We start from the raw sequence: 24,454 nt of genomic DNA, 5'->3' as shown, positions 1-24,454 counted from the left end.
GACCGGCTGGCGCAAGACCTCGGGCTGGGCCTCGTCCGTCGACTGAGCCGCCCGGCCCGGACCGGTCACGGGTGCCAGTCGGTGGCCACCGCCCATCGTTCGGCCCTCAGGTGCTCCGCGTCGAACCAGGGGTCCTTGGCCGCCGCGTAGCTCGCGGTGTCCGGCCCACCGGCCACCAGCCCACGCTTGAGCGCCAGGTAGCCGGCGCGCTGCTCCTCGTCCGCGCAGAGGTGGTCGCGCATCAGCAGCGCGTAGCGCCAGCCGGGCGAGCCGACCACCCGCAGGTGCAGGTTGGCCGGACGGCCCGGGTCGGCGCAGCCGTGCAGCCGCTTCTCCCACCGGTCGCCGCCGTCGGAGTGGCGGGGCTCGTCCCACCAGTCACCGTGCCGACGCGGAAAGCCGGCGGCGGCGAGCGGGGCGGCGAGCGCGTCCGCGTGCTCCAGCGAGTCGACCGTGAGCTGGATGTCGATCACGTCCTTGGCGTCCAGTCCCGGCACGGCGGTCGAGCCGACGTGGTCGATCCGTGGCTCGGCGGGGCGTACCGCGTGCCGGATCCGGGCGGCCAGTCGGGCGTACTGGGCGGGCCAGTCCTGGTCGGCCTCGGTGAGCACCACCGGACCGCCCTGCGCCGGGATGCCGTCGCGCAGGTTGCGCTCGTACGGCACCAGCCGGTCCCGCCAGAGTGCGTCCACCGCCGCGTGCAGGTCGGCCAGCTCACCGTCGTTCGGCAGGAGCACGTCGGCGGCGGCCCGCCGCTGCTCGTCCCCGGTCTGCGCCCGGATCCGCTGCTCCGCCGCCTCGACGCTCATCCCCCGGTCGCGGACCAGCCGGTCGATCCGGGTGGCCCGGTCCGCGCTCACCACGATCACCAGGTGGTACGTCGGCGCGAGTCCCACCTCGACCAGCAGCGGGACGTCGTTCACCACGACGGCGTCGGCCGGCGCCGAGGCGGCGAGTTCGGCGGTACGGGCCCGGACCCGGGGGTGGGTGATCCGTTCCAGTCGCCGTCGGGCCGACTCGTCCCCGAACACCACCGCGCCCAGGGCCGCCCGGTCGAGCGCGCCGTCGGGACCGAGCACCCCGTCGCCGAAGGTCTGGACGATCTCGGCCAGCCCTTCGGTGCCCGGCTCGACCACCTCGCGGGCGACCCGGTCGGCGTCGAGGATCACCGCGCCGAGCCCGGCGAGCCGCTTCGCCACCGCGCTCTTGCCCGATCCGATCCCACCGGTGAGTCCGACCATCAGCACCGGATCAGTCAACCCTGTCCGAACGAGCCTCGGCAAGCGACCGCGACTTTGATCTCCGATCGGCGCTGTCGCCGCGAGTCTCCACCGGGCTCCCCGAGCACACCTGGGCGCGTACGACGGCGGCCCCGCCCTCCCGGTGGGGAGGACGGGGCCGCCGCTGTGTCGCCTATCCGCGGTCAGCTACCCCGCGGTGCCGTTCACTTGCCGCCGGCGAGCTTCTCGCGCAGCGCGGCGAGCGCCTCGTCGGTGGCGAGGGTGCCGGCCGGCTCCTCCGCCTGACGAGCCGGCGCCGGGGTGGACGACGAGGTCGCCCCGCCGCCACCGGTGCTGACCGGAGCCGGGTTGGCAGCGGCCTCGGCGTCGGCCGCACGGGAGGTCTGCACCTGCTTGGTGTGTGCCTCCCAGCGGGTACGAGCCTCGGCGTACTGCGTCTCCCAGGTCTCCCGCTGCTTGTCGAAGCCCTCGAGCCACTCCCCGGTCTCCGGGTCGAAGCCCTCCGGGTAGATGTAGTTGCCCTCGTTGTCGTACGTCGCGGCCATGCCGTAGAGGGTCGGGTCGAAGTGCTCCTCGCCCTCGACGAAGCCCTCGTTGGCCTGCTTGAGCGAGAGCGAGATCCGCCGCCGCTCGAGGTCGATGTCGATGACCTTGACCATGACGTCCGAGCCGACCTGGACGACCTGCTCCGGGATCTCCACGTGGCGCTCGGCCAGCTCGGAGATGTGGACCAGACCCTCGATGCCGTCGTCCACCCGGACGAACGCACCGAACGGCACCAGCTTGGTGACCTTACCCGGGACGATCTGCTGGATCGCGTGGGTGCGGGCGAACTGACGCCACGGGTCCTCCTGGGTCGCCTTCAGCGACAGGGAGACCCGCTCGCGGTCGAGGTCGACGTCGAGGACCTCGACCTCCACCTCCTGGCCGACCTCGACAACCTCGGACGGGTGGTCGATGTGCTTCCAGGAGAGCTCGGAGACGTGCACCAGACCGTCGACGCCGCCGAGGTCGACGAACGCGCCGAAGTTGACGATCGAGGAGACAACGCCCTTGCGGACCTGCCCCTTCTGCAACTTGTTGAGGAACTCGGTGCGAACCTCGGACTGGGTCTGCTCCAGCCACGCCCGGCGGGACAGGACCACGTTGTTGCGGTTCTTGTCCAGCTCGATGATCTTGGCTTCGAGCTCCCGGCCCACGTACGGCTGCAGGTCCCGCACCCGGCGCATCTCCACCAGCGACGCGGGCAGGAAGCCCCGCAGGCCGATGTCGAGGATGAGGCCACCCTTGACCACCTCGATGACGGAACCGCGCACCACGCCGTCCTCGTCCTTGATCTTCTCGATCGTGCCCCAGGCGCGCTCGTACTGCGCCCGCTTCTTCGAGAGGATCAGCCGGCCCTCCTTGTCCTCCTTCTGGAGAACCAGGGCCTCGATGTGATCGCCTACGGAGACCACCTCGGCGGGGTCCACGTCGTGCTTGATCGACAACTCGCGCGAGGGGATGACGCCCTCGGTCTTGTAGCCGATGTCGAGCAGGACCTCGTCCCGATCGACCTTGACGACGGTGCCTTCGACAATGTCGCCGTCGTTGAAGTACTTGATGGTCTCGTCGATCGCGGCGAGGAAAGCTTCCTCGGAGCCGAGATCGTCGTGGGTGACCCGGTTGGCGCTCGAGGGGGCCTCGATGCTGCTCGTCATGTGGGCGGTTGCTCCGGTCGGATGGGTGTCACAGCAGGCGTTTGTGTCGCAGTGACCTGTTTGCGCCAGCGGATCCGTCGCCGTACACACCGAACGATCATGCGTGAGACCGTGGGATATGCCCGTCGACCGCGGACCTGCTCCCTGCCGAGGCACACGATCCGCGAGCGCATCGAACAGCTTACCGTGCGCATTACCACAGCATGCAAGCCCTCCCGCCACCTGATGCGACACGCCGTCCACGACGCGGGAACTCGCCCGCCCGGCACGCTCCGCGGGGCGCTTCGCCAGGCCGCCGTCGACGTGCGCGTACCCGGGCTCTAGCGTGGCCGGGGTGACTGACGACGATACCTCCGGTGTGACGCGACGCACGGTCGGCGACGCCGAGACCCGCCGGGCGAGCCGCCGGTGGTGGGACCGGGACGCCGACGACTACCAGGACGAGCACGGCGAGTTCCTCGGTGACGTCGACTTCGTCTGGTGTCCGGAACGGCTGCGCGAGGCCGACGCCCGGCTGCTCGGCGACGTCTCCGGCCGGCGGGTGCTGGAACTGGGCTGCGGTGCCGCGTCGGCGTCGCGTTGGCTGGCCACCGAGGGGGCCCGGCCGGTCGCCCTGGACCTCTCCGCCGGCATGTTGCGGCACGCCGCGTGGACGGCCGACAAGACCGGGGTACGCGTACCGCTGGTCCAGGCCGACGCGCTCGCCCTGCCGTTCGCCGACGACGCCTTCGACATCGTCTGTACGGCCTTCGGCGCGGTGCCGTTCGTGGCCGACTCGGCCGCGGTGATGCGGGAGGTGTACCGGGTGCTGCGCCCGGGCGGGCAGTGGGTCTTCTCGGTGACCCACCCGATGCGCTGGATCTTCCTCGACGACCCGGGTGAGGGCGGTCTGACCGCCACCCACTCCTACTTCGACCGCCGCCCGTACGTCGAGCAGGACGCCGACGGGGTGCCCAGCTACGTCGAGCAGCACCGCACCGTTGGTGACCGGGTCCGCGAACTCGTCGGTGCCGGGTTCCGCCTGCGTGACCTGGTGGAACCGGAGTGGCCGGAGGGACACGAGCAGCTCTGGGGTCAGTGGAGCCCGCTGCGCGGACAACTCTTCCCGGGTACGGCGATCTTCGTAAGCGACAAACCGCTCATAACCTCCTGAACGGTCCCCCCTTCCCCTGATCACTTTCGGTCCCGCCGCTACGGTCCCGCTCGGGCGGCGGCACGGTTTCCGCCCCCGGGGCGGGGGTAGACCGTGTCATGGACAAGGACGAGAAGCTGCACAAGGGCGACCGGGTGAGCTGGCGCAGTCACGGCGGGACCGCGTACGGCACCGTCCAGGAGGAGCTCACCCAACGGACGACCGCGGCCCGGCGTACGGTCGACGCCTCCCGGGAGGAGCCGCACTACCGGGTCCGCACCGACTCCGGCGCCGAGGCCGTGCACAGGTCGGAGGCGCTGCGCCGTGCCCCCCGCTGACGACCAGGCCGGCATCTACCGCGACTTCACCGACGCGGTGAACATGAAGCCGGGCGAGTTGGAGACGTGGTTGGAGACCGACGACTCGAAGGCGGTCGGCCAGCACTCGGGCGGTGGCGAGTCGGTCGGCCACGAGTCGGGGCGGCGGATCATCGGCCTGCTCCGGCGCAAGCGGGCGGAGCTGACCGACCGGGACTACGCGCACATGCGCAAGGTCGTCGGCTACGTACACCGGCACATGGCGCAGCGCCCCAAGGGCGACGTCAGCCAGACCAAGTGGCGTTACTCGCTGATGAACTGGGGCCACGACCCGCTCAAGGGATCGTGACCCCGTCCGGTCACCGGCTCAGTGGTCGGCGCTGTTCCAGTCCTGGCCCGCGCCGACCGACACCTCCAGCGGCACCGAGAGCGGGTGGGCGTTGCCCATCTCCCGCCGGACCAGCTCCTCGAGCCGCTCCCGCTCACCGGGGTGAACCTCGAAGACCAGCTCGTCGTGCACCTGGAGCAGCATTCGCGACCGCAGGCCGGAGTCGGCCAGCGCGGCCTGCACGTGCAGCATCGCCACCTTGATCATGTCGGCGGCCGAGCCCTGGATCGGGGCGTTGAGCGCCATCCGCTCGGCCATCTCCCGCCGCTGCCGGTTGTCGCTGACCAGGTCGGGCAGGTAACGCCGTCGACCGAGCATGGTCTCGGTGTAACCGTCGCGCACGGCCCGCCGCACCACCTCCTGGAGGTAGTCGCGGACCCCACCGAACCGGGTGAAGTACTCCTCCATCAGGCCACGGGCCTCGTCCGCGGCGATGTTGAGCTGTTGGGCCAGGCCGAACGCGCTCAGCCCGTACGCCAGGCCGTAGTTCATCGCCTTGATCTTGCGCCGCTGGTCCGCGGTGACCTCGGCCACCGGCACGTGGAAGACAAACGAGGCGGTGGCGGCGTGGAAGTCCTCGCCCGAGTTGAACGCCTCGATCAGCGCCTGGTCGGCCGAGAGGTGCGCCATGATCCGCATCTCGATCTGGCTGTAGTCGGCGGTGAGCAGGGTGTCGTAGCCCGCCCCGACCACGAACGCGCGCCGGATCCGGCGCCCCTCCTCGGTCCGGATCGGGATGTTCTGCAGGTTCGGGTCGGTCGACGAGAGCCGCCCGGTTGCCGCCACCGTCTGGTTGTACGTGGTGTGGATCCGGCCGTCGTCGGAGATCGACTTGAGCAGCCCGTCGACGGTTGACTTCAGCCGGGCCACGTCCCGGTGACGCAGCAGGTGCGCCAGCACCGGGTGCGGGTTCTGCGCGTAGAGCCACTGCAACGCGTCCGCGTCGGTGGTGTAACCCGTCTTGATCTTCTTGGTCTTGGGCAGGCCCAGCTCGGTGAAGAGGATCTCCTGCAACTGCTTCGGCGAGCCCAGGTTGAACTCGCGCCCGACCACCTCGTACGCCGCCTGCGCCGCCGCCTTCACCTCGCCCGCGAAGTGGGCCTCCAACTCGGTGAGGTAGTCGGTGTCGGCGGCGATGCCGACCCGCTCCATCTCGCCGAGCACCCGGACCAGCGGCAGTTCCACGTCGGCCAGGAGCCGAGCGGAGAGTTCACCGTCACGGGCGAGCTCGCTGTCGATCGCGTCGGCCAGGTCGAGCGTGGCGCGGGCCCGGAGCATGAGGTTCTGCTCGACCTCGCCGTCGTTGCCCAGCCCCTCGAAGGTGAGCTGACCGGTCTCCGGCTGGTCCACCCGCAGCTCCCGGTGCAGGTAGCGCAGGGCGAGGTCGCCCAGGTCGTAGGAGCGCTGGTCCGGCCGGGCCAGGTACGCCGCCAGCGCGGTGTCCCGGGTGACCCCGGCGAGCCGCCAGCCGTGCGCGGCGAACGCCAGCAGCGCCGGCTTGCTGTCGTGCAGCACCTTGGGCCGGGTCTCGTCGGCGAGCCACTCGCCCACCGCCGCCTCGTCGGCCGGGTCCAGGGCGGTCGGGTCGAACCAGCCGCCCGCCCCGCTCTCGGTCGCCACGGCCACCCCGGTGAGCGTGCCGGTGCCACGCCCGAAGGTGCCGGCGACGGCCAGCCCGGCGGCGGTGCCGGCCGGCACGTGCTCGGCCAGCCAGGCCGCCACGGCGCCGGTGCCGAGCACCTCGGTCGCCATCTCGAAGCCGGCCTCCGCCTCCGGCTGCACCGCCTCCAGGTACTGGTAGAGCCGGTCCCGCAGGACCCGGAACTGCAACGTGTCGAAGACCTGGTGGACGGCCTCGCGGTCCCAACCGGCCCAGCGGGCGTCGGCCGCCCCCAGCGACAGCTCCAGGTCGTCGACCAGGCGGTTCAGCTCGTAGTTGCGGATCACGTCGGCGAGCCGCTCGCGCAGGCTCTCGCCCGCCTTGCCCTTGATCTCGTCGGCCCGGGCGATCACGCCCTCGACGCCGCCGAACTGGTTGATCCACTTGGCCGCGGTCTTCGGCCCCACCCCCGGGATGCCCGGCAGGTTGTCGCTGCTCTCCCCGACCAGCGCCGCCAGGTCCCGGTACTGCTCCGGTCCGACGCCGTAGCGCTCGCTCACCGCCGCCGGGTCCATCCGGGCCAGGTCGGAGACACCCTTGCGGGGGTAGAGCACGGTGACCTGGTCGCCGACCAACTGGAACGCGTCCCGGTCGCCGGTGCAGATCAGCACGTCCATGCCGCTCTCCCGGCCCTGTCGGGCGAGGGTGGCGATGACGTCGTCGGCCTCGTAGTCCTCCTTCTCCACCACCGGTACGCGCAGCGCGGCGAGCACCTCCTTGACCAGGCTCACCTGGCCGTGGAAGTCGGTCGGCGTCTCGGCCCGACCGGCCTTGTACTCGGCGTAGCGCTCGGTGCGGAAGGACCGGCGGGAGATGTCGAAGGCGACGATCAGGTGGGTCGGCCGCTCGTCCCGCAGCACGTTGATCAGCATCGAGGTGAAGCCGTACACCGCGTTCGTGGGCTGGCCGGTGGTGGTGGAGAAGTTCTCCACCGGAAGGGCGAAGAAGGCCCGGTAGGCCAGCGAGTGGCCGTCCAACAACAGGAGGCGGGGTGCGTCGGTCACCCTGCCGACTCTAGTCGGGACCCCCGACATCCCGGGCACGCCCCACACGGCGACAAACCGGACCACGGTGACCACCGGTACGACAACGGGCCCGGCGCGTACGCGCCGGGCCCGCCGTGTCTCGGGCGAGGTCAGGCCACGCCCAGGTACGCCTCCTTGACCGCCGGGTCGTGCAGGAGGTCCTGGCCGCTGCCCTCCTTGACGATCCGGCCGGTCTCCAGCACGTAGCCCCGGTGGGCCCGGGAGAGCGCCTGCTGGGCGTTCTGCTCGACCAGCAGGATGGTGGTGCCCTGCTCGTTGATCCGCGTGATGATCTCGAAGATCTGCTGGATCAGCTTGGGCGCCAGGCCCATCGACGGTTCGTCCAACAGGAGCAGGCGGGGCCGGGTCATCAGGGCCCGCCCGACCGCCAGCATCTGCTGCTCACCGCCGGAGAGGGTGCCGCCGGGCTGCTTGCGCCGCTCCAGCAGGCGCGGGAAGAGCCCGTACACCATCTCCAGGTCGCTGGCGATGCCCGCCTTGTCCCGCCGGGTGTAGGCGCCCATCTCCAGGTTCTCGTGCACCGTCATGCCGGGGAAGACGCCCCGACCCTCCGGCGACTGGCCGATGCCACGGATCACCCGCAGGTCGGCCCGCAACTTGGTGACGTCGGTGCCGTCGAACCTGATCGACCCGCCGGCGACCGGGCGCAGGCCGGAGATGGCCCGCATCGTGGTCGTCTTGCCGGCACCGTTCGCGCCGATCAGGGCCACGATCTCGCCCTCGGCGACGGTCAGGCTGATGCCGTGCAGCGCCTGGATCCGGCCGTACAGCAGGGTCAGGTTGTCGATCTCAAGCAGCATCTTCCGACACCCCCAGGTAAGCCGCGATCACCTTCGGGTCGTCCCGGACCTCGGCCGGCGTACCCTCGGCGATCTTCTGGCCGAACTCCAGCACCACGATCCGGTCGGTGACGCCCATGACCAGCCGCATGTCGTGCTCGATCAGCAGCACCGTGACACCCCGGTCCCGGATCTTGCGGATGAGCTGGAGCAGCGCCTCCTTCTCGGCCGGGTTGAAGCCGGCGGCCGGCTCGTCCAGGCAGAGCAGGGTCGGGTCGGTGGCCAGCGCGCGGGCGATCTCCAACCGCCGCTGGTCACCGTAGGAGAGGTTGCGGGCCAGGTTCTCCATCGAGCTGTTGACCCCGACGAAGTCGAGCAGCTCGCGCGCCTTCTCCCGGCCCTGCTTCTCCTCGCGCCAGTGCCGGGGCAGCCGCAGCAGCGCGCTCGGCACGCTGGTCTTGTGGTGGGCGTCCGCGCCCACCTGCACGTTCTCCAACACCGTCATCTCCGGGAAGAGACGGATGTTCTGGAACGTACGGGCCACGCCGAGCTTGGTGATCTTGAAACGCTTCTGCCCACTGAGCTTGCGACCCTGGAACCGGATCTCACCCTCGGTCGGGGTGTAGACGCCGGTCATGGCGTTGAAGCAGGTGGTCTTCCCGGCCCCGTTCGGTCCGATCAGGCCGAGGATCTCACCCTTGTAGAGGGTGAAGTCCACCTGGTTCAGCGCCACCACCCCGCCGAAGCGGAGGGTGACGTTGTCCACCTCGAGCAGCGGTTCGCGACCGGCCGGCGGCACCGCCGGACCCGGGGTCTCCTCCCGCTGCGCCGGGATCTGCGCCGCCGGGGCCCGCTCGGCCTCGTCGCCGGTGCCGGACTCCGGCGGGGAGGCCACCTCGACCCGGGCGTCCGGAGCGCTGTCGCGCTCGCTGGTCACGTCCCGCTCACTGTCCTTCTGCGGCTCACTCAACGACCGCCACCTCCTTCTGCCGGTCCTTGAGCTCGGCGGCCCGCCGCCGGTTCGGCCACAGACCCTGCGGCCGGAAGACCATCACGATGATCAGCAACGCCCCGAAGAACACGTAACGCAACGAGGTGGGGCTGATGTCGTACGCCCGACCCGCGACGTTGACCGTCTCCGGCATGCCGAAGACGTCCCCTACCGACCGTAGCCACTCCGGAATGTAGATCACCAGGAAGCCACCGAGGATCGCGCCGGGGATACTGCCGGCACCGCCGAGCAGCACCGCGGCCAGCACCAGGATGGAGTTCTCCAGCGAGAAGGTGGAGGAGTTGACGAAGTTCGCCTGCCCCGCCCAGAGCGACCCGGAGAGCCCGCCGACCGCCGCGCCGATGGCGAACGCCCAGAGCTTGAACCGGAACGTCGGCACGCCCATCAGTTCGGCCGCGTCCTCGTCCTCCCGGATCGCGACCCAGGCCCGGCCGACCCGGCTGCGGGAGAGGTTCCGGATCAGGAAGATCGCGATGATGATCACCGTGAGCAGCAGCCAGTAGTACGGCTTGAACTCGAGGCCGAAGATCGGGGTGCCGTCGGACCACTTGCCCGGCGGGTGCGCCACCTGCGGGATGCCCCGGTCACCGTTGAGGATCCAGTCCTGGTTCTTCGCGATGATCCGGATCATCTCGGCGAAGCCGAGGGTCACGATCGCCAGGTAGTCACCACGCAGCCGCAGTGTCGGAGCGCCGAGCAGCACCCCGGACAGCAGCGACAGGGCGATCGCGATCGGCACCGTGACCAGCCAGGGCCACGGGCTCTCCAGCCAGTTGTACTCGGTGATGAGCTTGCTCTCCGGCGAGGTGAGCAACGCGACCGTGTAGGCCCCGACCGCGAAGAAGCCGAAGAAACCGAGGTCGAGCAGGCCGGCGTAACCGACCACGACGTTCAGGCCGAGCGACAGCAGCACGATCCAGGCACAGTAGAACAGCACCGCGGCCATGTCGTTGCTGGTGGTGTAGAGCGGGATCCACACCCCTGGGATGTTCAGGTACTCGTAGAACGACTTGTTCGGCAGGAGATAGAGGAAGACCACGAAGAGCACCAGCCCGGCGATCCGGACCGGCTTGGGCAGCGTGTCGAACGCGTGCCCCACGCGGCTGGTGGCGGCGTGCCACCGGGTACGGAAGTCGGTCATGCCCGCGCCCTTCCCAACGACTCGCCGAGCAGACCGGTCGGCCGGAACATCAGCAGGGTGATCAGCACGACGAAGGCGATCAGGTCGCGCCACTGCGACCCGAAGACGGCCGAGCCGTAGTTCTCCACCAGCCCGAGCAGCACGCCACCGATCGCGGCGCCGCGCAGGTTGCCGATGCCGCCGAGCACCGCGGCGGAGAACGCCTTGAGCCCGAGCAGGAAGCCGATGTTGTAACGGGTGTTGCCGCTCTTCATGTCGCTGAAGACCGCGGCGACGCCGGCCATCAGGCCACCCAGGACGAAGACCAGTCCGATCACCCGGCTCTTGTTGACACCCATCAGCGCGGCGGTGTTGGCGTCCTGCGCCACCGCCCGGATGCCCCGACCGAACCGGGTCTTGTTCACGAAGAAGTCCAGGCTGACCATCATGATGATCGCGACGCTCAGGGTGAGCAGCTGGACCGGGGTGATGTGGAACCCACCGATGCTGATGATCGGGTCGGTGGGGAGCAGCCGGGGTGCGCCGATCTGGCGCCGCTGGGTGAGTGCGCCCAACAGCTCCATCAGGAAGTACGACGCGCCGATCGCGGTGATGAGGAAGGCGAGCGGCGGGGCGTTACGCCGCCGCAGCGGACGGTAGGCCGTCACCTCGATCAGGAGGGCGGTACCACCGGAGAGCACCGCCGCGGCGGCTATCGCGAGCACGATCAGCAGCAGGGCCATCCCCACCGAGGGGGCGTCACTGTTGCTGTTCAGGCCGAAGAAGCCCCAGGTCCACACGGCGGCGAAGGTGCCGATCATGAAGACCTCGGAGTGCGCGAAGTTGATGAGGCGAAGGACGCCGTACACGAGGGTGTAGCCGAGCGCGATGAGCGCGTAGATCGCGCCCTGGACCAGCCCGGTCGTGGTCAGTTCCGGGAATCCCCGGAAGAGTTCTGCAAAGTCCACCAAAGCTCCGAGGGGTTGCGTGATACGGGTGTGGCCGGCAGAAGTTCGCCGGCCACACCAGCACCATTAGTGTTCGTTTCGCACCGATCCGGTTCGCGCCTGGCGCCCGGTCGGGGTCAGCCCTTCGGGATCTCCAGCTCCGGCGCCCAGGCGCCGTTGGTGGCCTTGAACGCCCAGACCTTGACCTGAGCCGGGTCAAGCTCGCCGCTCGTCTCCCACTTGTAGGTCACGCCGGAGGCGGAACCGGCCTTGTTGTACGAGCTGAGGAAGGTCTGGATGTCGCCGCGGGTGGTCTTGCCAGCCTTGATCGCCTCGAGGTAGATCTTGGCGAGGTCGTACGACACGTCCGCGTAGACGCCCGGGTCCACGCCGTTGTACTTGGCCTTGAAGTCGGTCACGAAGGTGCCCTTGGCCGCGGTGGCGGGACCACACGGGCAGGTGGAGATGGTGCCCTCGACGTCCTTCTGGCCGGTCACCGACAGCATGTTCGCGTCGTTGATGCCGTCGCCGCCGATGAAGGTGCCGGTCCAGCCGTTGGCGCGGAGCTGCTTCAGGAACGGCGCCGCCTCCTCGGTGTAGCCGGCGTACATCAGGACGGTGGCGCCGCTGGTCTTCACGCTGGAGATCTGGGCACCGAACTCCTGCGCGTTGTCGACGACCTTGTCGGTCTTGACCACGAGCGGGCCGAGCACCTTCTTCGCCTCGTCGGCGAGGCCGGCGCCGTACGCGGACTGGTCGTCGATGACGAAGACCTTCTCCGCCTTGATGACGCTCTTGATGTAGTTCGCGATCGCCGGGCCCTGCGAGAAGTCGTTGCCGACGCCGCGGTGGAAGACCTTCCAGCCCTTGGTGCTCAGGCTCGGACGGGTCGCCGAGGGCGAGATGACCGCCAGACCGGCCTGGTCGAAGATCGGCAGCGCGACCTCGGACTCACCCGAGAACGCCGGGCCGACCATTCCGACAATCTTGGCGTCGGCGGCCGCGCTGGTGGCCAGACCACCCGCGAGGTCGGCCTTACCCTGCGAGTCGAACGCCTGGACCGACACCTGGCAGTCCGCGTTCTCCTTGTTGTACTGCTCGACGGCCAGGTCGGCGCCCTGCTTCATCGGCGTCACGAGCCCGGCGTCCGCACCGGACAGCGCGCCGAAGAAGCCGATCTTGAGGTCGCACGCCTGGCTTCCGGAGCCGTTGCTCGAACCCTCGTCCTGCTTGCACGCGGTAGCGCCGCCGACGAGCACCGCCGCCATGGCGACACCGCCGAGGACGCGTACGAAGTTTTGCCTCAAGGCTGAAACCCCTCCTCCATCCACGAGTCCGGTGCCACGGGCGGGTGAGCCACGACAGCGCCGAACGAGACCGTTCACCCGGTCTGGCCGGGGACGTTATCCCACCGGCCCGACCCGCCGGTAGGTCTGAATGCGCGCGTTGACTCAACCGTTACGTAGCGTGGCAAGATTTGCGCTCCGATGTCATAGCTGCGAGGTTCGTCGATCGGGATCAGGACGTCCCCGGAAACCTCGACTGCCAGGCACGGGCCTCCCGGCCGTCATCGGTAATCATCACTACCTGGTTGGCCGTCATGGCAATCGATGCCGCCGTGTCGCCGCCCGGCGGTACGGCGACCGGCGACACCACCGGGGTCCACCGCCGGCCGGAGGTCTCCGTGTTCCACAGTCGGTGACCGTCGGCCGCGACGGTGACCGCGAGCAGCCGGTCGCCGTACGCCGTCGCCGCCTCGACCCCGGCGATCATCCCGGCACCGGTGACCCCGAACCGGCCGGCGTCCCGCCAGGCTCCCGGACCCGCCGCCGCGGCCACCGGGGTGCCACCGCCCGGTCCGTCGGAAGGGGTGCCGGTGGCGGCGGCCGGACCAGCGTCGGAAGGGGTGCCCGTGTAGGCGGCCGGGCCACCGGAGGTCGTCGCCTCCCACCGCCAGGCGCCGAACGTCGCGCCTCTCGAACCCAGGGCCAGCACCCCGTCGCCGACCCGGGCCAGGCGGTGCACGGCCTCGTCGTCGGCGGTGGCGGGCAGGGCGACCCGGCGCCAGGCCAGTCCGTCGGCCGACGACCAGACCAGCGGGTCGTGGTCGGGCCGCCCCGGTGCCCGCCCGCTGCCGCCGACCAGCCACCCGTCGGCGACCGCGAGCGCGTCCGCCGCCGACGTACCCAGGTCGGCGTCGCTGGCCAGCCCGGGAGCGTTCTCGACGAGTCGGAAGTCGGTGGCGTCCGGCGAGCGCCAGACCGCCGCCCCGCTCTCCCGGCCACCGGCGATCAGCCAGCCCCGGGGACCGCCCGCCATCCGGCTGGCGTTGACCGCGGTCGGGCCGCCGTACAGTTCGAACTCGGCCGGCACCTCGACCAGCGAGCCGTCCGGCGCGTGCCGCCAGGTCCGGACCCGGGGATTGCCGTGGGCGCCGCCGGCCTTGGCGCCGATCACCGCGATCCGATCGGACCGGCAGCCGACCGCGTAGAGGATCGCCCGCTCGCCGTAGTAACTGCTCGGCGCCAACCGGAGGCTGGTCCAACTCCGGGCGTCCGGACTGGACCAGGCGGCCGGGCGGGTGGAGCCGTCGGCCCCACCGACCGCGCCGACCACGTACCAGTTGCCGCCGCAGGCGATCGTGTCCCGCAGCATCAGCCGACCGGCGGGTCCCTCCGGCGTCGGCAGCGTGACCGCCTGCCAGTCCGGTCGGATCGGGTCCACCGCGTCGGCGCCGTCGTCGGCCGGAGCCTCGCAACCGGCGGCCAGCAGGGCCAGCCCGGTCAACCCCGCGACGAGCCACCGACGGATGGACATGGCCCGATCCTAGAGCGGTTGACCCGCCCGGGATCAGCTCGCCTCGGCCGGCTCGCCGCCGGTCCCCTCGGCCAGGATCCGCTCCGCCACCTCGCGCATGGTCATCCGGTGGTCCATCGCGGTGCGCTGGATCCACTTGAACGCCTGCGGCTCGGTCATGCCGTACGTCGTCATCAGCGCGCCCTTGGCCCGCTCGACCGTCTTGCGGATCTCCAGGCGGTCGGTCAGCCCGGCCACCTCGGACTCCAACGCGGCGATCTCCGAGTAGCGGGACAGCGCGATCTCGATCGCCGGCACCAGGTCGCTCTTCTGGAACGGCTTCACCAGGTACGCCATCGCGCCCGCCGCCCGCGCCCGCTCGACCAGGTCGCGCTGGCTGAACGCGGTCAGGATCACCACCGGGGCGATCCGACCACCGGCGATCCGCTCGGCCGCCGCCAACCCGTCCATGATCGGCATCTTGATGTCGAGGATGACAAGATCGGGCTTGAGCTCCTCGGCCAGCCGCACCGCGGTCTCGCCGTCGCCCGCCTCCCCGACCACGTCGTAGCCCTCTTCGACCAGCATCTCGGCGAGATCCAGCCGGATGAGCGCCTCATCCTCGGCGATCAGCACCCGCCTACGCTCGATTCCCGCCTGCGTGTCGGTCACGAACCTCTACCCCCAACGCTCTTGTCCGGCACCCGCCCGGCCGGGTGTCGCCGACATCAGCGTAGTGGGTACCCTAGACGCGGCCTACTCGTCAGGTCCGTGGTGACGTCCCCGTATTCCAACCGGTAGAGAAACGGAGCTCAAACCTCCGACAGTGTGGGTTCGAATCCCACCGGGGGCACGTCAAGAAGACGCTCAAGGTCACCAAGGGTGTTCAGCAGATAACCCTTGGTGACCTTTTGCCATTCACCACCGCCCCGCCGGCAACTAGCGTCCGGCAACCGGCGCGTCCGGCAACCGGCAAACCGGCATCCGGTCGCGAGAATTCGGGCTGGCCGGTCAGCCGGTGGCATCCCGCACCAGGATCGCCGCCTGCACCCGGTTGCTCAGGCCGAGCTTGGCCAGCGCCCGACTGACGTGGGCCTTGACCGTGGCCTCGCTCAACGACAGCTCGTCGGCGATACCGGCGTTGGACAGCCCTCGGCCGAGGGCGTCGAGCACCTCACGTTCCCGTCCGGTGAGGGTGGCGAGCCGGTCACGGGCCCGTTGGGCCAGCGCCGGTGCCCGTTCGACGAAGGATCCGAGCAGCCGCATCGTCACCGTCGGGGCGAGCATGGCGTTGCCGGCGCGGACCGTACGGACGGCGGCGGCGAGTTCCGTCGGCGGGGTGTCCTTGAGCAGGAACCCGACGGCGCCGGCCCGGAGCGCCCGGTGGACGTACTCGTCCAGGTCGAAGGTGGTCAACATGATCACCTTCGGCGGGTCCGGCAGGGCGCCGATCCGGGCCGCCGCGGTGAGCCCGTCCATCCCCGGCATCCGTACGTCCATCAGCACCACCTCGGGCCCGAGCCGGCTCACCGCGTCGAGCGCCTCCGCCCCGTCCCGCGCCTCGCCGACCACCACGAGGTCACCGGCCGCCTCCAGGATCAACCGCAGCCCCGACCGGACCAGGTGCTCGTCGTCCACCACCAACACCCTGATCACGCCAGCTCCACCCGCTCCGGGTACGGGAAGCGCGCCCGTACGGTGAACCCGCCGTCCGGCTCGGGGCCGGCGTCCAGCCGACCGTCGAGCAGTTCCACCCGCTCGCGGAGCCCGACCAGCCCCAACCCGGCACCGGCCCGGGTCTCCACCGTGCCGCCCGGCGCCGCGTTGCGTACGCACAGCTCGACCCCGTCCGGCAGGTAACGCAGGTGCACGTCGGTCACCACGTCGCGGGCGTACCGGTGCACGTTGGTCAGCGCCTCCTGGGCCACCCGGTACACCGCGTGCTCCAGGGTGGGCGGCAACGCCCTGGCGGTCCCCTCGTCGTGCCGGGTGACCGCGACCCCGGCATCCCGGGACTCGTCGAGCAGCCGGTCCAGGTCGACCAGGGCCGGCTGCGGCGTCAGGCTCGCCCCAGCCACCCACCCCGAACGCAGCACGCCGAGCACGTCGCGCAGGTTCGCCAGCGCCTCCCGGCCGGTCGACCGGATCAGTGCGGCCGTCTCGACCGTCTCGGCGTCGGTGGAGCGGACCTCGAGCGCCCCGGCGTGCAGCACCATCAGCGAGACCCGGTGTGCGACCACGTCGTGCATCTCCCGGGCGATCCGGTTGCGCTCCTGCGCCCGGACCTGCTCGGCCCGCGCCCGCTGCTCGCGTTCGAGCTGGTCGGCCCGGTCCCGCAGGGCGGTCAGCGTCTCCCGGCGGGCGGCCACCCAGAGCCCGACCACCAGCGGCAGCACGACCAGCAGCAGGCATGTCATCAGGAAGTTCGCCGGCGCCACCGTGGTCAGGTAGCGGTAACCACCGGCGGCCACGCCGACCGGCACCGACAGGCCCATGACCAGGCAGACCCAGAGCAGGTACGCGCCGAGCCGCCGACGGTCCCGCTGCCGCGTACCGGCGTGGTAGGAGGCGACGAGCAGTGCCGGCCACATCGCGAGCGCGATCCAGGCGAGCCCGGCCACGGCGTACAGCGGCCAACGGCGTACCCGGGTGTGCCAGGCGGCCAGACCGGCGGCGAGGGCGAGGGCCGCGAGGGCCGGGGTGGGCCAGGACGACCGGACCCCGACGGCCCCGCTGACCGACATCCAGGAGGCGACCAGGACGGCCAGGCCGAGCAGTCCCGGGACCAGCCGGTGCGCGTCGGCGACCAGACGCCGGTACGTCGCGAGCGGCGGGATCGGGCGGTGCGGCGTCACGCCCCCAGGGTAGGTGCCCACCGGACGACCGCCCCGCCCCGAACGTCGCCGGTGATCCCCTACTTAAGTCGTAGCCGTGGTCTGACTCCCGACCGATGTGGTCACCGGCCGCCCCGGCGAGAGTCGTCGCATGACCAACGTGTGCAGCCGTCCGAGCGGCGGGTGGAGTGGTTCGACCAACGTGTACGGCCGTCCGACCGGCGGGTGGACCCGCGGCCGATTGGCGGGTGGGCGGTGATGGATGCGGTGCTCGAACTGCTTCGGGAGACCGTGAACTCGCCCTGGGTCTATCTGGCCATCTTCGCGATCGCCGTGGTGGACGGGTTCTTCCCGGTCGTACCGAGCGAGACCGCCGTCATCACCGCCGGGGTCTTCGCCGCCACGGGTGGCCCGGACCTGGCACTCGTGATCGCGGTCGCGGCGACCGGGGCGTTTGTCGGCGACCACGTCTCGTACCTGATCGGCCGTACCGGTGGTCACCGGATCGTCGCCCGGCTGCGTCCGGGCAGCCGCCGGCACGCCGCGTACGCCTGGGCCCGGTCGGCCATGCTCACCCGGGGTGGCCTGGCGCTGGTGGTCGCCCGGTACGTTCCCGGCGGCCGGACCGCGATCACGCTCACCATGGGCACGGTCGGCTATCCGCGACGACGGTTCCACCTCTTCGACGCCCTCGCCGCGTGTTCCTGGGCGTTCTACTCGGCCCTGGTCGGCTACCTCGGCGGGATGGCGTTCGAGCACGACCCGGTCCGGGGACTGCTGCTCGGACTCGGTATAGCCATCACCGTCACGGTCGCCGTGGAACTGATCCGTCACCTGCGTCGCCGGACCGTACCGGCCCCCGCCGACGCCACCGCGGCCGTGCCGGACGCGGTGGGGAAACCGGCCGCCCGGTGACCCCGGGCACCACCTTCTCGGGGCGGCGGTGGTGGCACCGCCCTGACTAGGATCGACCGGAACCCACGCCGGACAGCCACCACCACGGGGAGCGGGATGACCCAGCCGGGCCAGGCGCCATCCACTGTCGACACCACCCAGCTCAGCCACGCCCGCGCCTACGACTACGTGCTCGGCGGCAAGGACAACTTCGCGGTGGACCGGGCGGCGGCGGAGCAGGTCATCGCGCTCGCCCCGGACCTGCCGGCACTCGGGCGGGCGCAACGCAGGTTCCTGCTCCGGGTCACCCGGATGTGCGCGGAGGCGGGGATCCGCCAGTTCCTCGACATCGGCGCGGGCATCCCGACCGCGCCGAACGTGCACCAGTCGGCGCGGGCCGTCGACCCCGCCGCCCGGGTGGTGTACGTCGACAACGATCCGATCGTCTTCACGCACAACAACGCCCTGCTCGCCACGGACGACGGGGTGGTCTCGATCAAGGCGGACGTACGGGACCCGGACCGGCTGCTGGAGCAACTCGCGACGGACGGCCTGATCGACTTCGCCGAGCCCGTGCTGGTGCTCTTCATCGGCCTGTTCCACCTGGTGACCGACGCCGAGGACCCGGCCGCCCTGGTCGCCCGGTTCCGCGATCGGGTGGCACCGGGCAGCCACGTCGCCATCTCCCAGTTCTGCGTCGACGGCAGCGATCGGGCGGCAAAGGCCAAACTGGAGGAGATCTCGGTCAACTCGCCCGCGCCGATGACGTTCCGGCGGCGGGACGAGATCGAGCCCTTCTTCGACGGTTTCGAGCTGCTCGCGCCCGGCGTGGTGGACCTGCCGCTGCTGCTGCCGGACGAGGAGCTGCCGCCGACCAAGCTCAGGGTCGCCGGCGGGGTCGCCCGCAAGCGCTGACGTACGACGGACGATCACGGCCCCTTGCCCCCGAGGCGAGGGGCCGTGATCGTCCGTCGCCATGCTTCCGAACAGATAGTAATGATCACGGAATCGTTGACGCGACCAAACTATCTATCTAACCTAACGTGGCGCGCGCCCCCGACCCCTCCGTTGACCGAGGAGCACCATGACCGTCGCCTATGTCGTCCTCGCGATCCTGCTCAGCGCCATGCTCGTGCTGTCCGCCCGAGGCAAGCTGACCAAGGACGAGAAGGTGGTCCAGAGCCTCAGCGCCGCCAACGTCCCGCTGAGCTGGTACCCACCGCTCGCCGTCGTCGAGATCGTCGGCGCGGCCGGGCTGATCGTGGGGATCTTCGTCGGTCCGCTCGGTGTCGCCGCGGCGATCGGCGTGAGCCTCTACTTCCTCGGCGCGGTCATCGCGCACCTGCGCGCGGGCGACACCAAGGGCGTCGCCGCCCCCGCGCCGATCCTGCTCTTCGCCGTCATCACCCTGGTGCTGCGGATCCTCTCGCTCTGACCGGCCCGATCGGCGGGTGACCCGGGCACCGCCCCGGATCACCCGCCGACGCTCGTCAGAAGTCGCCCTCCGGGTCGCTCGGAAGTCGCCCTCCGGGTCGCTCGGAAGTCGCCCTTCGGGTCGCTCGGACCTCACCCTCGGGTCGCTCAGAAATCGCCCTTCGGGTCGAAGTACTGGGCCGCGTTCTCCTTCGTCACCCGGGGCGAGGGCACCACGGTGTCCTTCTCCGTATTGGCCCCACCGAGGATCTCCACCGCCCGGTCCAGCCCGAGGCTGCCGATGATGTCCGCGTCGTTCAGCCCGGTGACCAGGTAGTTCGTACCGTCGAGAATGGCCTTCAGCGCCTCGGCCTGGCCGTCCACACCGGCGATGACAATCTGCTTGTCCTTGCCGGCGTCCGCGATCGCCCGCTGCGCGCCCAGGCACATCGCGTCGTTCTCGCAGAAGACCGCGACCAGGTCGGCGTTGGTGGCGAGCAGGCTCTCCATCACGGTGAGCCCGCCGTCCGAGCCCCAGTTGCCGAAGTCCGGCGCCTCGACCAGGGTGAACCCGGGCTTGCCGGCGAGGACGGACTTCACCCCGTCGGTCCGCGCCAGCCCGATGCTGTTGTCGGCCGGGCCGCCCTTGATGATGGCGACCTTGCCGCCGCCGGGCAGCCGCTCGGCGAGGAACTCGCCGTTCTGCACGCCGATCGCCTTGTTGTCCGGGCCGATCCAACTGGTGTATTCGCCGGTCTGGAACTTCCGGTCGACCAGCACGACCGGCTTGCCCGCCGCCTTGATCGCGTTCAGCGCGGCCGGCGCCGACTCCAGCGGCCCACCGGAGATGATCACCGCGTCGACGTTCTTGCTCAGCAGGTCCTCGACGTTCGCGGCGAGCTTGGCCGCGTCCCCGTTCGCGTCGGTGCTGATGATCTCGACGTTGCCCTTCTCCTTGGCCTGGGCCGCGATCGCCTTGTCCATGCCGCTGAAGTACGGGCCGCTCAACATGAAGTTCGCGACGCCGATGGTGTACGAGTCGTCGCCGGACCCGCCGGACCCGCCCGAGTCCGAGCAGGCGGTGAGGCCGAGGGCGAGCGTGAGGCCGCCGGCGACCAGCAGCCGGCCGAGCTTCTTCGCGTTCATGCCAACATCTCCCAGGTGTGGTGGTGGGTGGGGGGCGACCGAAGAGCGGGAAACGGCTCGGGACACCGGTCAGACGCGTACCCGGTTGACCCGTTGGACCAGGATCACCGCGATGATGATCAGTCCCTTGAGGACCTGCTGCCAGAAGCTCTGCACGCCGTAGAGGTTCAGCAGGTTGTTGATCAGGGCGAGGACCAGCACCCCGCCGAGGGTGGCCCGGGCCGTACCGCGCCCGCCGGCCAGGCTCGCCCCGCCGATCACGCAGGCGGCGATGGCGTCCAGTTCGAAGGCGACCCCGACGCTCGGCTGGGCGATGCCGACCCGGCTGGCCAGGATCACCCCGGCCAGGCCGGCGCAGGCACCACTGATCGTGTACGCGAGGATCACGTGCCGACGTACGTTGATGCCGGCCAGACGTACCGTTTCCGGGTTGCCGCCGATCGCGATGATCGACCGCCCGGCCGGGGTACGGGAGAGGAACACCCCGCCCACCCCGAAGACCGCCAGCATGATCACGGTGGTCAGCGGGATCGGGCCGACCATCGCCGAGCCGAGGGTGAAGAACGCCGGGTCCTCCGGCGCGATCGGCACCTCGGAGTAGACAAAGGCCAGCCCCCGGATGGTGGTCAGCGCGGCCAGCGTCACCACGAACGGCGCCAGCCCGAACCGGGCCACCAGCGTGCCGTTGACCAGCCCGAACCCGATCCCGGCGGCGATCCCGACGGCCATCGCCAACGGGATCGGCAGGCCGGAGACCAGGCCGGCGGTGACGATGCCGGCGAACGCGACCACCGAACCGACGGAGAGGTCGATGCCGCCGGTCAGGATCACCACCAGCATGCCGAAGGCGAGCAGCCCGGTGGTCACCATCTGCTTGAGCAGGTTGGTCAGGTTGGTCTGGGTGAAGAACGTGTCCGAGGTGATCGCCGCGACCACGACCAGCAGCACGACGAGCGTGCCGAGCGCCGCCTCGACCGTACGGTCCCGGCCGTTGACCACCAGCCGCCACGGCCGCCCTCCCCCGGGGCCCGTGGTCTCCGGTGTGGTGCCGGTGAGCTGTCCCGTCATACCCTCTCCCCGATCGCGTACGCGAGCACCTCGTCCTCGGTGGTGCCGTCGGCCGGCAGCTCACCGGTGAGCCGGCCCTGCCGCATCACCAGCACCCGGTCGGCGGCGCCGAGCACCTCGGTCAGGTCCGAGGAGATGAGCAGCACGCCCAACCCGGACCGCGCCAGTTCGTCGACCATGCGGTAGATCTCCACCCGGGTCGCCATGTCGACCCCCCGGGTCGGCTCGTCGAGGATCAGCACCCTCGGCCCGACCAGCAGCCACTTCGCCAGCACCGCCTTCTGCTGGTTGCCGCCGCTGAGCTGCCACACCGGCATCGAGGCGCACCGCTGCGGCGCGATGCCGAGCCGGTCGACCATGGTGGTCACGTCGGCCCGCTGCCGGGCCCGGTCGATCAGGCCGAGCCGGGTGCCACGGCGCAGCGTGGTGAGGCCGATGTTGTCCCGTACGGTCAGGCCGAGCACCAGTCCGGTGCGCTTGCGGTCCTCGGTGACCAGGGCGAGCCCGGCCGCGATCGCCTCGGCCGGGCTGCGGAAGTCACCGCCGCCGTCGGCGACCCGCACCTGGCCGGTCGCCGCCGGCTCGGCCCCGAAGACGCACCGGGCCAGTTCGCTGCGGCCGGAGCCGACCAGCCCGAACAGGCCCACGATCTCGCCCGCGCGGAGCGTGAACGACACGTTGGTGAACTCGCCGGGCCGACCCAGCCCGGTCACGGTGAGCAGCGGCGGCCCCGGCTCCGCCCGCCGGTCGGGATAGATCTGGGTCAGCCGGCGACCGGCCATCATCCGGATCAGCTCGTCCTCCCGGGTCGCGGCGGGGGTGGTGGTGCCGACCACCCGCCCGTCCTTGATCACCACGATGCTGTCGGCGAGGTCGAGCACCTCGGCCAGCCGGTGCGAGACGTAGACGACCAGCACCCCGGCCGAGGTCAGCCGACGGACCAGCGCGAACAGCGAGTCCAGGTCGCTGCCGGCCAGGACCGCCGAGGGCTCGTCGAGCACCAGCACCCGGGGCTGGTCGACCAGTGCCTTGGCGATCTCCACCATCTGCTGCCGGGCCACCGTGAGCCGGCCGGCGGTGGTACGCGGGTCGATCGCGCCGAAGCCGATCGAGTTCAGCAGCTCGGCTGCCCGCCGGTGCGCGGCGGCCCAGTCGATCAGCCCGGCCCGACGGGGGAAGTTCCCCATCAGCAGGTTCTCGGTGACCGACAGCTCGGGCACCAGGCTGAGTTCCTGGTGGACGGTACGGATGCCGTGGGCGTGCGCGTCGTGCGGCGAGCGGGGCTCGATCCGTACGCCGTCGAGCCACATCTCGCCCGCGCTCATCGGCTCGGCACCGGCCAGGATCTTGATCAGGGTCGACTTGCCGGCGCCGTTCGCGCCGACCACCGCCAGCACCTCGCCCGGCCGTCCGACCAGGTCGACCCCGTGCAGTACCCCGACGCCGCCGTAGTCCTTGTGCACCCCGCGCAGTTCGAGGCTCATCCCCGCGCCTCCATCACCACGATGGTCTTCTGCCGGGTGAAGTCGAGCACCGTCTCGTGCAGGCCCTCGCGGTATCCGCCGGTGTCCTTGGTGCCGCCGAACGGAAGGTTCTCGGCCCGGATCGCGGTCGAGCCGTTGATCATCACACCGCCGACGTCGAGCCGGTGGGCGATGCCGAAGGCGCGCGAGATGTCCCGGGTGAAGACCGCCGCGTGCAGCCCGTACGGTGACTCGTTCGCCATCGCGACCGCCTCGGACGGGTCGGCGAACCGGGCCACCGGCGCCACCGGGCCGAAGATCTCGGCGGCCAGCGTCGGGCTGTCGGCGGGTACGTCGACCAGCACCGTCGGGTCGACGAAGGCACCACGCCGGACACCACCGGCGACCAGCCGGGCGCCGTCGGTGACCAGCCGGCCGACCGCCTGCTCGACCTGCCGCGCGGCGGACTCGGCGATCAGCGGGCCGACATCGGTCCGCTCCAGCAACTGGTCGCCGACGCTCAGCTCGGCGGTCTGCGCCAGCAGCGTGGCGACAAACGCGTCGTGCACGCCGTCCTGGACGTAGACCCGCTTGACCGCGCAGCAGATCTGCCCGTTGCCCCGGGCCAGCCGGCCGAGCACGACCGCGCGGGCGGCCTCCTCGACGTCCGCGTCGTCGCAGACGATCAGGGCGTCGTTGCCGCCGAGTTCCAGGAAGACCTTCTTCAGTGTGGTCGCGGCCCGCTGGGCGATCGCCCGCCCGGCGGCGGTGCTGCCGGTGAGGCTGACCGCCGCGATGCCGGGCAGCTCGGCCAGGAGTTCGGAGACGCGTACCCCGCCGGTGACGAGTTGGTGCGCGTGCCGGGGAGCGCCGGCCCGTTCGACCAGTTCGGCGATCCGGAGCAGGGTGAGCGGGCAGCGGGCCGGCGGCTGCACCACCACCGCGTTGCCGGCGGCGAGCGCGGCTGCCGCCTTGTGCGCGTACAGCTCGACCGGGTAGTTGAACGGGACGAGCGCGGCCACCACACCGAGCGGTTCGCGCACGGTCACCGCCAGGTGCCGGGCCAACCCGGGTACGGCGTCCAGCGGGATCTGCCGACCGAAGAGCCGGGTCGCCTCGCCCGCGTACCCCCGGAAGATCCGGATCGCCGCGTCGAGTTCGCCCCGGGTCTGTTGCAGCGGCTTGCCGTTCTCGGCGGCGAGCAGTCGGGCCAGACTCTCCTGCTCCTGCTCGACCAGGTCGGCGATCCGCTGCAACAGCCCGGCCCGCTCGTACGCGGGCAGGGCGGCCATGGCCCGCTGGCCTACGGCGGCGGCGTCGACCACCGCCCGTACCCGCTCCTCGTCGGCGCTCTCGACCTCGCCGAGCGGCGCTCCGGTGCCGGGGTTGCGCACGCTGATCACGGGACCGTCGGGGGGCGCCGCCCCCGGCCCGCTCCCGGCGGACGGTGCGGCGGTGGACGGGGTGGAACCAGTTGGCGACGTGACGGCGGACATCC

22 protein-coding genes and 1 tRNA gene are annotated in these 24,454 nt (G+C 71.0%); 7 read left to right on the top strand and 16 right to left on the bottom strand.

Going from position 1 to position 24,454, the window contains the following annotated elements:
* Positions 1-65: 65 nt before the first annotated feature.
* Together coaE and rpsA are read right to left on the bottom strand one after the other, a co-directional pair.
* Entirely contained in the window at positions 66-1,247 is a 1,182-nt protein-coding gene (gene coaE / locus ACI2K4_RS17890) for a dephospho-CoA kinase (protein ID WP_404512626.1), read from the bottom strand.
* A gap of 197 nt (positions 1,248-1,444) precedes the next feature.
* Positions 1,445-2,941 carry a 30S ribosomal protein S1 gene (gene rpsA / locus ACI2K4_RS17885; RefSeq protein ID WP_404512624.1) on the bottom strand — a complete coding sequence of 499 codons (1,497 nt, stop codon included), beginning with the start codon at positions 2,939-2,941 and terminating at the stop codon, positions 1,445-1,447.
* Between the two features lie 334 nt (positions 2,942-3,275).
* On the opposite strand from rpsA, the gene ACI2K4_RS17880 reads away from it, so the two are divergent.
* From ACI2K4_RS17880 to ACI2K4_RS17870, 3 genes are all read left to right on the top strand, one after another.
* The gene (locus ACI2K4_RS17880; protein WP_404512622.1) at positions 3,276-4,094 is read left to right on the top strand and encodes a class I SAM-dependent methyltransferase; all 819 of its coding nucleotides are present in this window, start codon (positions 3,276-3,278) and stop codon (positions 4,092-4,094) included.
* A gap of 98 nt (positions 4,095-4,192) precedes the next feature.
* Positions 4,193-4,411, top strand: a complete 219-nt coding sequence (locus ACI2K4_RS17875) for a DUF2945 domain-containing protein (protein ID WP_404512620.1) — start codon at positions 4,193-4,195, stop codon at positions 4,409-4,411.
* A gap of 43 nt (positions 4,412-4,454) precedes the next feature.
* On the top strand, positions 4,455-4,739 hold the full coding sequence (locus ACI2K4_RS17870; RefSeq protein ID WP_404512980.1) for a DUF3140 domain-containing protein: 285 nt from the start codon (positions 4,455-4,457) through the stop codon (positions 4,737-4,739).
* An 18-nt stretch (positions 4,740-4,757) separates the two neighbouring features.
* Here the strand turns inward: ACI2K4_RS17870 and polA are convergent, their stop codons facing one another.
* The 8 genes from polA to ACI2K4_RS17830 form a co-directional block, all read right to left on the bottom strand.
* Positions 4,758-7,472 carry a DNA polymerase I gene (gene polA, locus ACI2K4_RS17865; RefSeq protein ID WP_404512618.1) on the bottom strand — a complete coding sequence of 905 codons (2,715 nt, stop codon included), beginning with the start codon at positions 7,470-7,472 and terminating at the stop codon, positions 4,758-4,760.
* Positions 7,473-7,573: 101 nt separating this feature from the next.
* Positions 7,574-8,284, bottom strand: coding sequence for an ABC transporter ATP-binding protein (locus ACI2K4_RS17860; RefSeq protein WP_404512616.1), 711 nt, complete (start codon positions 8,282-8,284; stop codon positions 7,574-7,576).
* Positions 8,274-9,098 (bottom strand): ABC transporter ATP-binding protein, encoded by an 825-nt coding sequence (locus ACI2K4_RS17855; RefSeq protein ID WP_404512979.1) that lies wholly within the window; start codon positions 9,096-9,098, stop codon positions 8,274-8,276. The genes ACI2K4_RS17860 and ACI2K4_RS17855 overlap by 11 nt, the downstream gene beginning before the upstream one ends.
* A 127-nt stretch (positions 9,099-9,225) precedes the next feature.
* Entirely contained in the window at positions 9,226-10,416 is a 1,191-nt protein-coding gene (locus tag ACI2K4_RS17850; RefSeq protein ID WP_404512614.1) for a branched-chain amino acid ABC transporter permease, read from the bottom strand.
* A complete protein-coding gene (locus ACI2K4_RS17845) occupies positions 10,413-11,363 on the bottom strand; it encodes a branched-chain amino acid ABC transporter permease (RefSeq protein ID WP_404512612.1) in 951 nt (316 codons plus the stop codon). The genes ACI2K4_RS17850 and ACI2K4_RS17845 overlap by 4 nt, the downstream gene beginning before the upstream one ends.
* A gap of 116 nt (positions 11,364-11,479) precedes the next feature.
* A complete protein-coding gene (locus ACI2K4_RS17840; RefSeq protein ID WP_404512610.1) occupies positions 11,480-12,649 on the bottom strand; it encodes a branched-chain amino acid ABC transporter substrate-binding protein in 1,170 nt (389 codons plus the stop codon).
* 211 nt (positions 12,650-12,860) lie between these two features.
* On the bottom strand, positions 12,861-14,159 hold the full coding sequence (locus ACI2K4_RS17835) for a hypothetical protein (protein WP_404512608.1): 1,299 nt from the start codon (positions 14,157-14,159) through the stop codon (positions 12,861-12,863).
* Positions 14,160-14,192: 33 nt separating this feature from the next.
* Positions 14,193-14,810: an ANTAR domain-containing response regulator gene (locus tag ACI2K4_RS17830; RefSeq protein WP_404512606.1), complete on the bottom strand. Its 618-nt coding sequence runs from the start codon at positions 14,808-14,810 to the stop codon at positions 14,193-14,195.
* Between the two features lie 107 nt (positions 14,811-14,917).
* Here ACI2K4_RS17830 and ACI2K4_RS17825 point away from each other — a divergent pair.
* Positions 14,918-14,991, top strand: a tRNA-Leu gene (locus tag ACI2K4_RS17825).
* 158 nt (positions 14,992-15,149) lie between these two features.
* Here ACI2K4_RS17825 and ACI2K4_RS17820 read toward each other — a convergent pair.
* Together ACI2K4_RS17820 and ACI2K4_RS17815 are read right to left on the bottom strand one after the other, a co-directional pair.
* The gene (locus ACI2K4_RS17820; RefSeq protein WP_404512604.1) at positions 15,150-15,794 is read right to left on the bottom strand and encodes a response regulator; all 645 of its coding nucleotides are present in this window, start codon (positions 15,792-15,794) and stop codon (positions 15,150-15,152) included.
* The gene (locus ACI2K4_RS17815) at positions 15,791-16,993 is read right to left on the bottom strand and encodes a sensor histidine kinase (protein WP_404512602.1); all 1,203 of its coding nucleotides are present in this window, start codon (positions 16,991-16,993) and stop codon (positions 15,791-15,793) included. Before ACI2K4_RS17815 ends, ACI2K4_RS17820 begins: the two co-directional genes overlap by 4 nt.
* Before the next feature lie 237 nt (positions 16,994-17,230).
* On the opposite strand from ACI2K4_RS17815, the gene ACI2K4_RS17810 reads away from it, so the two are divergent.
* From ACI2K4_RS17810 to ACI2K4_RS17800, 3 genes are all read left to right on the top strand, one after another.
* Positions 17,231-17,887, top strand: coding sequence for a DedA family protein (locus ACI2K4_RS17810; RefSeq protein ID WP_404512600.1), 657 nt, complete (start codon positions 17,231-17,233; stop codon positions 17,885-17,887).
* A 96-nt stretch (positions 17,888-17,983) separates the two neighbouring features.
* Positions 17,984-18,781, top strand: a complete 798-nt coding sequence (locus ACI2K4_RS17805) for an SAM-dependent methyltransferase (RefSeq protein WP_404512598.1) — start codon at positions 17,984-17,986, stop codon at positions 18,779-18,781.
* A 169-nt stretch (positions 18,782-18,950) separates the two neighbouring features.
* Complete coding sequence (locus ACI2K4_RS17800) at positions 18,951-19,301, top strand: DoxX family protein (RefSeq protein WP_404512596.1); 351 nt, start codon at positions 18,951-18,953, stop codon at positions 19,299-19,301.
* Positions 19,302-19,447: 146 nt separating this feature from the next.
* Here the strand turns inward: ACI2K4_RS17800 and ACI2K4_RS17795 are convergent, their stop codons facing one another.
* The 4 genes from ACI2K4_RS17795 to ACI2K4_RS17780 form a co-directional block, all read right to left on the bottom strand.
* The gene (locus tag ACI2K4_RS17795) at positions 19,448-20,425 is read right to left on the bottom strand and encodes a substrate-binding domain-containing protein (RefSeq protein ID WP_404512594.1); all 978 of its coding nucleotides are present in this window, start codon (positions 20,423-20,425) and stop codon (positions 19,448-19,450) included.
* Between the two features lie 69 nt (positions 20,426-20,494).
* On the bottom strand, positions 20,495-21,493 hold the full coding sequence (locus ACI2K4_RS17790) for an ABC transporter permease (RefSeq protein WP_404512592.1): 999 nt from the start codon (positions 21,491-21,493) through the stop codon (positions 20,495-20,497).
* Positions 21,490-22,977, bottom strand: a complete 1,488-nt coding sequence (locus ACI2K4_RS17785) for a sugar ABC transporter ATP-binding protein (RefSeq protein WP_404512590.1) — start codon at positions 22,975-22,977, stop codon at positions 21,490-21,492. Before ACI2K4_RS17785 ends, ACI2K4_RS17790 begins: the two co-directional genes overlap by 4 nt.
* Positions 22,974-24,452: an aldehyde dehydrogenase family protein gene (locus ACI2K4_RS17780; RefSeq protein ID WP_404512588.1), complete on the bottom strand. Its 1,479-nt coding sequence runs from the start codon at positions 24,450-24,452 to the stop codon at positions 22,974-22,976. Before ACI2K4_RS17780 ends, ACI2K4_RS17785 begins: the two co-directional genes overlap by 4 nt.
* Positions 24,453-24,454: the final 2 nt, after the last annotated feature.

This window comes from Micromonospora sp. NPDC050397, assembly GCF_044901685.1.
Classification (GTDB): domain Bacteria; phylum Actinomycetota; class Actinomycetes; order Mycobacteriales; family Micromonosporaceae; genus Micromonospora_G.
Note: the sequence above shows the minus strand (reverse complement) of the source record. Positions and strands in the feature narration are given on the sequence as shown.